Source organism: Klebsiella sp. MS 92-3 (assembly GCF_000195655.1).
Classification (GTDB): domain Bacteria; phylum Pseudomonadota; class Gammaproteobacteria; order Enterobacterales; family Enterobacteriaceae; genus Klebsiella; species Klebsiella pneumoniae.
This window is the reverse complement of sequence record NZ_GL882793.1, coordinates 24,267-31,203: the sequence shown is the minus strand read 5'-3', so window position 1 is coordinate 31,203 and position 6,937 is coordinate 24,267. Positions and strand designations below refer to the sequence as shown.

Genomic DNA, 6,937 nt, shown 5'->3' with positions numbered 1-6,937 from the left:
CCTTTTCGCATTATTACTTCAGGTTTACACCTTCTCCGGCTTATTTACGCGCCGAATCCGGTGAACGCATATAGCGGAAGAAATCGCTGTCCGGACTCAGGACCATCACATCCTGATTGCTCTGGAAGCTCTTCTCATAGGCACGCAGGCTACGGATAAAGGAGTAGAAGCCTGGATCCTGGCTGAACGCGTCGGCAAACAGTTTCGCTGATTCCGCATCACCTTCACCACGCAGGATACGGCCCTGGCGCTCGGCTTCCGCCAGCGTCTTGGTGACTTCATAGTCCGCAGTCGCGCGCAGTTTTTCCGCCTCTTCCTGACCCTGTGAACGATGGCGACGAGCAACCGCTTCACGCTCCGCGCGCATACGGTTATAAATCGCTTCCGACACTTCTGCCGGCAGGTTGATCTGTTTGATACGTACGTCGACAACTTCGATACCCAGCGCCGCCATACTGTTCGGGTTGATCACCTGCACTTTACCGTTGGTTTCGGCTTCCACACGCTCTGCCGCTTTAGCAATCGCGTCGTCAGCAGCCGGGGTGCTAACCTCATCTTCCGTACCGGCCGAACCCGAGTTCAGCGCATCGCGCACTTCCAGGGTCAGGCGACCACGGGAGTCGGTGACGATATCTTTCACATCCAGACGACCAATTTCAGAACGCAGACGGTCAGAGAATTTACGCTTCAGCAGCACCTCGGCCTGGGAGACGTCGCCGCCGCCGGTTGCCAGGTAGTAACGGCTGAAGTCGCTGATACGCCACTTGATATAGGAGTCGACGATCAGGTCTTTCTTCTCTTTAGTAACGAAACGGTCAGCCTGGTTGTCCATGGTCTGAATACGCGCATCCAGCATCTTCACCGATTCGATAAACGGGATCTTGAAGTGCAGGCCTGGCGCATACACCAGCGGCTTGTTTTCGTCGTCGCGCAGAACTTTACCGAAACGCAGCGTGATACCGCGCTCGCCTTCCTTTACGACAAAGACAGACATGTAGAGCACTACCAGCACGATGACAATGATCGCGATAACAGATTTACGCATCGTTATTCCCCCTGACGCTGGTAGTCGTTACGCTGCGCGTTAGCGCGGCGTTGGTCCATAATGCTACCCCCGGTTGAGCTCGAGGTTGATGAGGTGCTGGCGCTGCTTGAGCTGGATGCTGGCGGCAGGCGCAGCAGATCGCTGGCGTCACTGCTATCGCTCTTTGCTGCCGGCGCAGCGGCGCCTTTCAGCATCTGATCCAGCGGCAGAACCATCAGATTGCCGTTTTTGCTGTCATTGACCAGCACTTTACGGGTGTGGCTCAGCACTTTTTCCATGGTTTCGATATACAGACGCTCGCGGGTAATTTCCGGCGCGGCTTTGTATTCCGGCAGGATCTTCGCAAAGCGAGCCACTTCACCCTGGGCTTCCAGAACGGTCTGGGTCTTATAGGCGCGTGCCTCTTCGAGGATACGCTGCGCCTGACCATTCGCCCGCGGCTGGACTTCGTTGGTATACGCTTCCGCTTCACGAATGTACTGCTGCTCGTTCTCACGCGCGGCAATGGCATCGTCAAACGCGGCCTTCACCTCTTCCGGGGGACGCGCCGTCTGGAAGTTGACGTCCAGCAGAGTGATACCCATGTTGTACGGGCGAATCGTCTCTTCCAGCTCACGCTGGGTATCGCTACGGATCACGGTACGACCTTCGGTCAGAATGCGATCCATGGTGTATTTGCCGATCACGCCGCGCAGCGCGCTGTCGGTGGCCTGACGCAGACTGTCGTCCGCGCTGGTCACGCTAAACAGATAGCGCTCCGGATCGGTGACGCGGTACTGCACGTTCATCTCACCGCGCACCACGTTTTCGTCAGAGGTCAGCATGACGCCGGAAGCCGCAAGTTCGCGCACCGACTCCACGTTCACCGCCTGAACGTTATCGATAAAGGTCGGTTTCCAGTTCAGGCCAGGCTCAACCAGATGGCTGAACTTGCCAAAACGGGTGACCACGCCGCGCTCGGCCTCTTTAATGGTATAGAAACCGCTGGCCGCCCAGATAATCACTGCCGCCGCGGCAACGATGCCGACAATACGCCCGCCCATCGGTCCGCGAGGCCCCTGCGCGCTATTGCCGCCGCCCAGTCCGCCCTTGCCGCCGCCGAGCCCGCCAAGTTTTTTACTTAACTTGCGGAAGATATCATCCAGATCCGGCGGCCCCTGCTCGCGACCGCCTTTATTGCCATTTCCCTCAGAGTTGCCGCCAGGTTTGCTGCTCCCCCACGGGTCGCGGTCCTGTCCGTTATTACCGGGCTGATTCCACGCCATGTATATGCTCCATATTTGTTTTTGATATCCCCACAGGGGTCAATATCTTCAGGCAAGCTGCAAGGTTAAACCACATAGTCAACAAGCGTTGGCTCTTGCTTACAGAGGCGCCGCCAGTCAACGATCGGCATGCGCACCTGCAGACTCACGCTGCCGTCATCCTCCATCCACTCTTTTTCTATCGCCTGAAGCTGATAGAAACGGCTTCTCAGTCGCCCTTCTTTCGGCGGTAAGCGCAGCGTATGCTGGGCCACTTCACCGGAAAGACGCTCCGTTAATGCCTGAAAAAGCAGTGGTACGCCAACCCCGGTCTGGGCTGAAAGCCAGACCCGAATCGGTTTATTTTCATCGTCGCGATCGATGCGCGGTTCAAAATCGTCAAGCATGTCGATTTTGTTCATCACCAGCAGCGCCGGGATCTCATCGGCCTCAATTTCAGCGAGAACCGTATTTACCGCATCAATGTTTTCCTGCACGCGGACATCCGCCGCGTCAATCACATGCAGCAGCAGCGTCGCCTGACGCGTCTCCTGCAACGTCGCTTTAAACGCGGCTACCAGATCGTGCGGCAGGTGGCGAATAAAGCCGACGGTATCGGCCAGCACCGTTTCGCCGACGTCAGGGACGTCAATGCGGCGCAGCGTCGGGTCCAGGGTGGCGAACAGCTGGTTCGCGGCATAGACCTCGGCGGCAGTGATCTGGTTAAAGAGCGTTGATTTTCCGGCGTTGGTATAGCCCACCAGCGACACGGTAGGAATATCGGCTTTCGCACGCGACCGCCGCCCCTGCTCGCGCTGTTTCTGGACTTTTTCCAGCCGCGACAGGATCTGCATGATACGGTTACGCAATAAACGGCGGTCGGTTTCGAGCTGGGTTTCACCCGGGCCACGCAAACCAATCCCGCCCTTCTGTCTTTCAAGGTGGGTCCAACCGCGGACAAGGCGAGTCGCCATATGGCGCAGCTGCGCCAGCTCGACCTGCAATTTCCCTTCATGGGTGCGCGCGCGCTGGGCGAAAATATCTAAAATAAGACCGGTGCGATCGATAACCCGGCATTCGCACAGGCGTTCCAGGTTACGTTCTTGCGCCGGACTCAGGGCATGATCGAAGAGCACGACCGAAGCGCCGGTCGCTTTAACGGCTTCCGCAATTTCGACTGCCTTACCTTCACCAACAAAATACTTCGGGTGCGGTGCTTTACGGCTACCGGTAATCACCTGCATTGCTTCGACACCGGCGGAAGAGGCCAGAGTTTCAAACTCCTGGAGATCTTCCATATCTTTGTCTTGCGAAAAATAGATGTGTACCAGTACCGCCTGCTCACCGGCGTCATAACGGTCAAACAAGCGTAAACCCCTTATAAAATACCAGCGGGGAACGCAGAAAACCTGGCTCCCCGGCGTGGAAAAACAGCACTGGCCTTATTCGGCGTCGTCGCTGTCTTGTTGCGGCGCAGAAGAACCCTGCGCGCTACCACCGTGGTGATAGTTACTGGAACCGCCGCCAGCATTGTTGCTGTGGTGAGACACCGGGCGAGACGGGACAACAGTAGAAATTGCGTGCTTATAGACCATCTGGCTGACCGTGTTCTTCAACAGGATCACGAACTGATCGAAAGACTCAATTTGCCCTTGCAGCTTGATACCATTCACCAAATAAATAGAAACCGGAACGCGTTCCCGACGCAAAGCGTTCAGGAACGGATCTTGTAAAGATTGCCCCTTAGCCATTCTCTCTTTTCCTTATATGTATGCTTGTTTTGTACTCAGAACCTTACGATTCTCAAAAAAAATTACGCACGATACCGTTTAATTGTACACGTTCAGTTCTGGCTCGCACCAACAACCTGTAATACTTTGTTGAGCGCTTGTTCAGGTTGTTCACTGTCTAACCAGTGCACACCTTCCCAACCGCGCAGCCAGGTGACCTGACGTTTGGCTAACTGTCTCGTGGCGCAAACACCTCGATAAACCATCTCATCATACGGGATCTCGCCATTGAGATATGACCACATCTGGCGGTATCCGACACAACGGATGGAAGGCATGTCCGTATGCAAATCTCCGCGGGCAAAAAGCGCCCGTACTTCTGCTTCAAAACCTGAAGCTAACATCTGATGAAAACGCTGTTCTATGCGTTGATGGAGCAGTTCACGGCTCGCCGGGGCGATGGCGAACTGATGCACCTGATATGGCAGAGCGTCTCCTGACGTTTGCGTCAGTTCCGTTAAAGTTTTACCCGAAATGAAAAAAACTTCCAGTGCCCGGGAAAGCCTTTGCGGATCATTTGGATGAATACGCGCAGCAGCCACGGGATCGATCTCCTGTAATTGCTGATGTAACGCATTCCACCCCTGCTCTGCGGCCTGCTGCTCAATCCGCGCTCTGACCTCTGGGTCAGCCGACGGTAAGGGCGACAATCCTTCCAGCAACGCTTTGAAATACAACATCGTTCCGCCGACTAACAGCGGAATTCGCCCGGCGGCGACAATATCCGCCATCGCCGCCAGCGCATCGCGGCGAAAATCCGCCGCGGAATAGGCCTCCGCAGGATCCAAAATATCCAGCAGCCGATGCGGCGCAGCGCTAAGCTCCGCAGCATCCGGTTTGGCGGTGCCAATATCCATTCCCCGATAAATGAGGGCGGAATCAACGCTAATCAACTCTACTGGCAAAACTTTACGTAAGGCTATCGCCAGCGCGGTTTTGCCGGAGGCCGTCGGGCCCATTAAAAAAATTGCCTTGGGCAGGCTCGCCTCGGTTACATCATTCATCTTTCAGGGCATTCATCGCCGAATGGAGATCTACAGGTTGTAACAGGCCACCCGGCGGCGTTCTCACCAGCTGCGGGCAAAGACGCTCAACGTCCGCCAGCAGCGCAATCGCCTGCGCCATATTCCATGACGTCTGTTCGCTCGTCAGATTACGCGCCATCCATTGGGCGATATTGCCGACGTCGAATGCGTTTTGCTGCGCCAGGTAGCCTATCAGTTCAGGAATCAAGATTTGTAAATTTTGTTGTCTTAAGGGTAAAGGGACCGCGCGCACCGTCACGTGCAGGGCATCGGTATGCACATCGATCCCTAGCTGCGCCAGCGCCGGCTGAGCGGCGGCCAGCGCCTGTTTTTCCCCTTCCGTAACTTTTAACCGCAGCGGGATCAGCAGCGGCTGAGCACATACCGCCTCCGCTCCCGGGGTCAACTGCGCCTGGCGCAGCCAGCGCTCGGCAACGGTCAACGACAGCAGCGCCAGACCGCCCTCGCGCTCCAGCAGCGCGCAGTCGCCGCCAACAATCGTCAACACTCTGCCAAAGCTCTGACTGTGACCGGCCAACTCTGCCGCCGCCGGAGGCTGCAACGCTGGCTTTGGCGACGTTGGCGTGTCGAGCAGTTGACGATAAAGCGCTCCCTGCTGCTTCTGGTAACCCGGCTGCGCATGCGGCCAGCTCGCGCCGCCCGGTTTGCCGCTGGAGGCCGCAGGCTCACGCGATGGCGTGATGCTGAAGCGGGTCGCAGGCTCCCGCGCTTCCGCTGGCCGCGCAAACTGGTTGCCGCCCGCGGCGATGCGGTTCTCCGGCATCGGGCGCGGCGCCGGCGGGTCGTCTTTTTCCGCCAGCGGCGCGTCAAGCTGCTGCTGCAGTACGCTCAGTACGCCCTGGTAGATAAAGTCGTGCACCAGGCGCGACTGATGGAAACGCACCTCATGCTTGGCCGGGTGGACGTTTACATCCACCTGATGGGGATCGATCTCCAGATACAGCACAAACGCCGGTTGCTGATCGGCCCCTAGCTTGTCTTCACAGGCCTGGCGGATAGCATGGTTGATCAGCCGATCGCGCATCATCCGCCCGTTAACGTAGCAATACTGAATTTCCGCCAGCGCCGGGGTGGTATGCAGCGGATCGGCGACCCAGCCGCGCAGGGTCAGATCGCCATGCTGCCACTCGATCGCCAGCGCATGTTCGAGAAAAGCGGCGCCGCAAATTGTCCCCAGCCGGCGCTCGCGCTGGCCATCCTGAGCGACTGCCCGATACTGGCGCATCACCTTGCCGTTATGGCTGAGGTTGATAGTGACGTCGAAACGCGCCAGCGCAATGCGGCGCACCACCTCGTCAATGTGGCCGAACTCGGTCTTTTCGGTGCGCATAAATTTGCGCCGCGCCGGGGTGTTATAGAACAGATCGAGGACTTCCAGAGTGGTACCGACCGGGTGCGCCGCCGGCTTCACCGTCACCGCCTGATCGCGGCCTTCAGCATACGCCTGCCAGGCTTCCTGCTGCTCCGCCGTGCGCGAAGTCAGCGTTAAGCGCGCCACCGAACTGATACTGGCCAGCGCTTCGCCGCGAAAGCCGAGGCTAATAATGGCCTCCAGATCGTCAAGCGAGGCGATCTTGCTGGTCGCATGACGAGCCAGGGCCAGCGCCAGCTCGTCTTTTTTGATGCCGCTGCCGTTATCGCGGATGCGAATGAGCTTCGCGCCGCCGCGTTCGATATCAATGTCAATCCGCGTGGCACCCGCATCAAGACTGTTCTCAACCAGCTCTTTCACCACCGACGCGGGCCGCTCCACCACCTCGCCGGCGGCAATCTGGTTGGCGAGCTGCGGCGGCAGAACCTGAATCGGCATCC

General features: G+C 57.7%; 6 protein-coding genes. All 6 read right to left on the bottom strand.

Annotated features, from left to right (window positions below):
* Positions 1-40: 40 nt before the first annotated feature.
* Positions 41-1,045, bottom strand: a complete 1,005-nt coding sequence (gene hflC / locus HMPREF9538_RS16905; protein ID WP_002885662.1) for a protease modulator HflC — start codon at positions 1,043-1,045, stop codon at positions 41-43.
* Positions 1,046-1,047: 2 nt separating this feature from the next.
* On the bottom strand, positions 1,048-2,310 hold the full coding sequence (gene hflK, locus HMPREF9538_RS16910; RefSeq protein WP_009484732.1) for an FtsH protease activity modulator HflK: 1,263 nt from the start codon (positions 2,308-2,310) through the stop codon (positions 1,048-1,050).
* A gap of 65 nt (positions 2,311-2,375) precedes the next feature.
* Positions 2,376-3,656: a ribosome rescue GTPase HflX gene (hflX, locus tag HMPREF9538_RS16915; RefSeq protein ID WP_009484731.1), complete on the bottom strand. Its 1,281-nt coding sequence runs from the start codon at positions 3,654-3,656 to the stop codon at positions 2,376-2,378.
* A 75-nt stretch (positions 3,657-3,731) separates the two neighbouring features.
* Positions 3,732-4,040, bottom strand: a complete 309-nt coding sequence (gene hfq, locus HMPREF9538_RS16920; protein ID WP_002885659.1) for an RNA chaperone Hfq — start codon at positions 4,038-4,040, stop codon at positions 3,732-3,734.
* 92 nt (positions 4,041-4,132) lie between these two features.
* Complete coding sequence (miaA, locus tag HMPREF9538_RS16925; RefSeq protein WP_002885652.1) at positions 4,133-5,083, bottom strand: tRNA (adenosine(37)-N6)-dimethylallyltransferase MiaA; 951 nt, start codon at positions 5,081-5,083, stop codon at positions 4,133-4,135.
* Positions 5,076-6,935 carry a DNA mismatch repair endonuclease MutL gene (gene mutL / locus HMPREF9538_RS16930; protein WP_004222064.1) on the bottom strand — a complete coding sequence of 620 codons (1,860 nt, stop codon included), beginning with the start codon at positions 6,933-6,935 and terminating at the stop codon, positions 5,076-5,078. The genes miaA and mutL overlap by 8 nt, the downstream gene beginning before the upstream one ends.
* Positions 6,936-6,937 lie beyond the last annotated feature (2 nt).

Excerpts from the sequence above, each read along its gene's own strand:
- hflK (WP_009484732.1), bottom strand. The coding sequence starts at position 2,310 with ATGGCGTGGAATCAGCCCGGTAATAACGGACAGGACCGCGACCCGTGG.
- hflC (WP_002885662.1), bottom strand. The coding sequence starts at position 1,045 with ATGCGTAAATCTGTTATCGCGATCATTGTCATCGTGCTGGTAGTGCTC.
- miaA (WP_002885652.1), bottom strand. The coding sequence starts at position 5,083 with ATGAATGATGTAACCGAGGCGAGCCTGCCCAAGGCAATTTTTTTAATG.
- hfq (WP_002885659.1), bottom strand. The coding sequence starts at position 4,040 with ATGGCTAAGGGGCAATCTTTACAAGATCCGTTCCTGAACGCTTTGCGT.
- mutL (WP_004222064.1), bottom strand. The coding sequence starts at position 6,935 with ATGCCGATTCAGGTTCTGCCGCCGCAGCTCGCCAACCAGATTGCCGCC.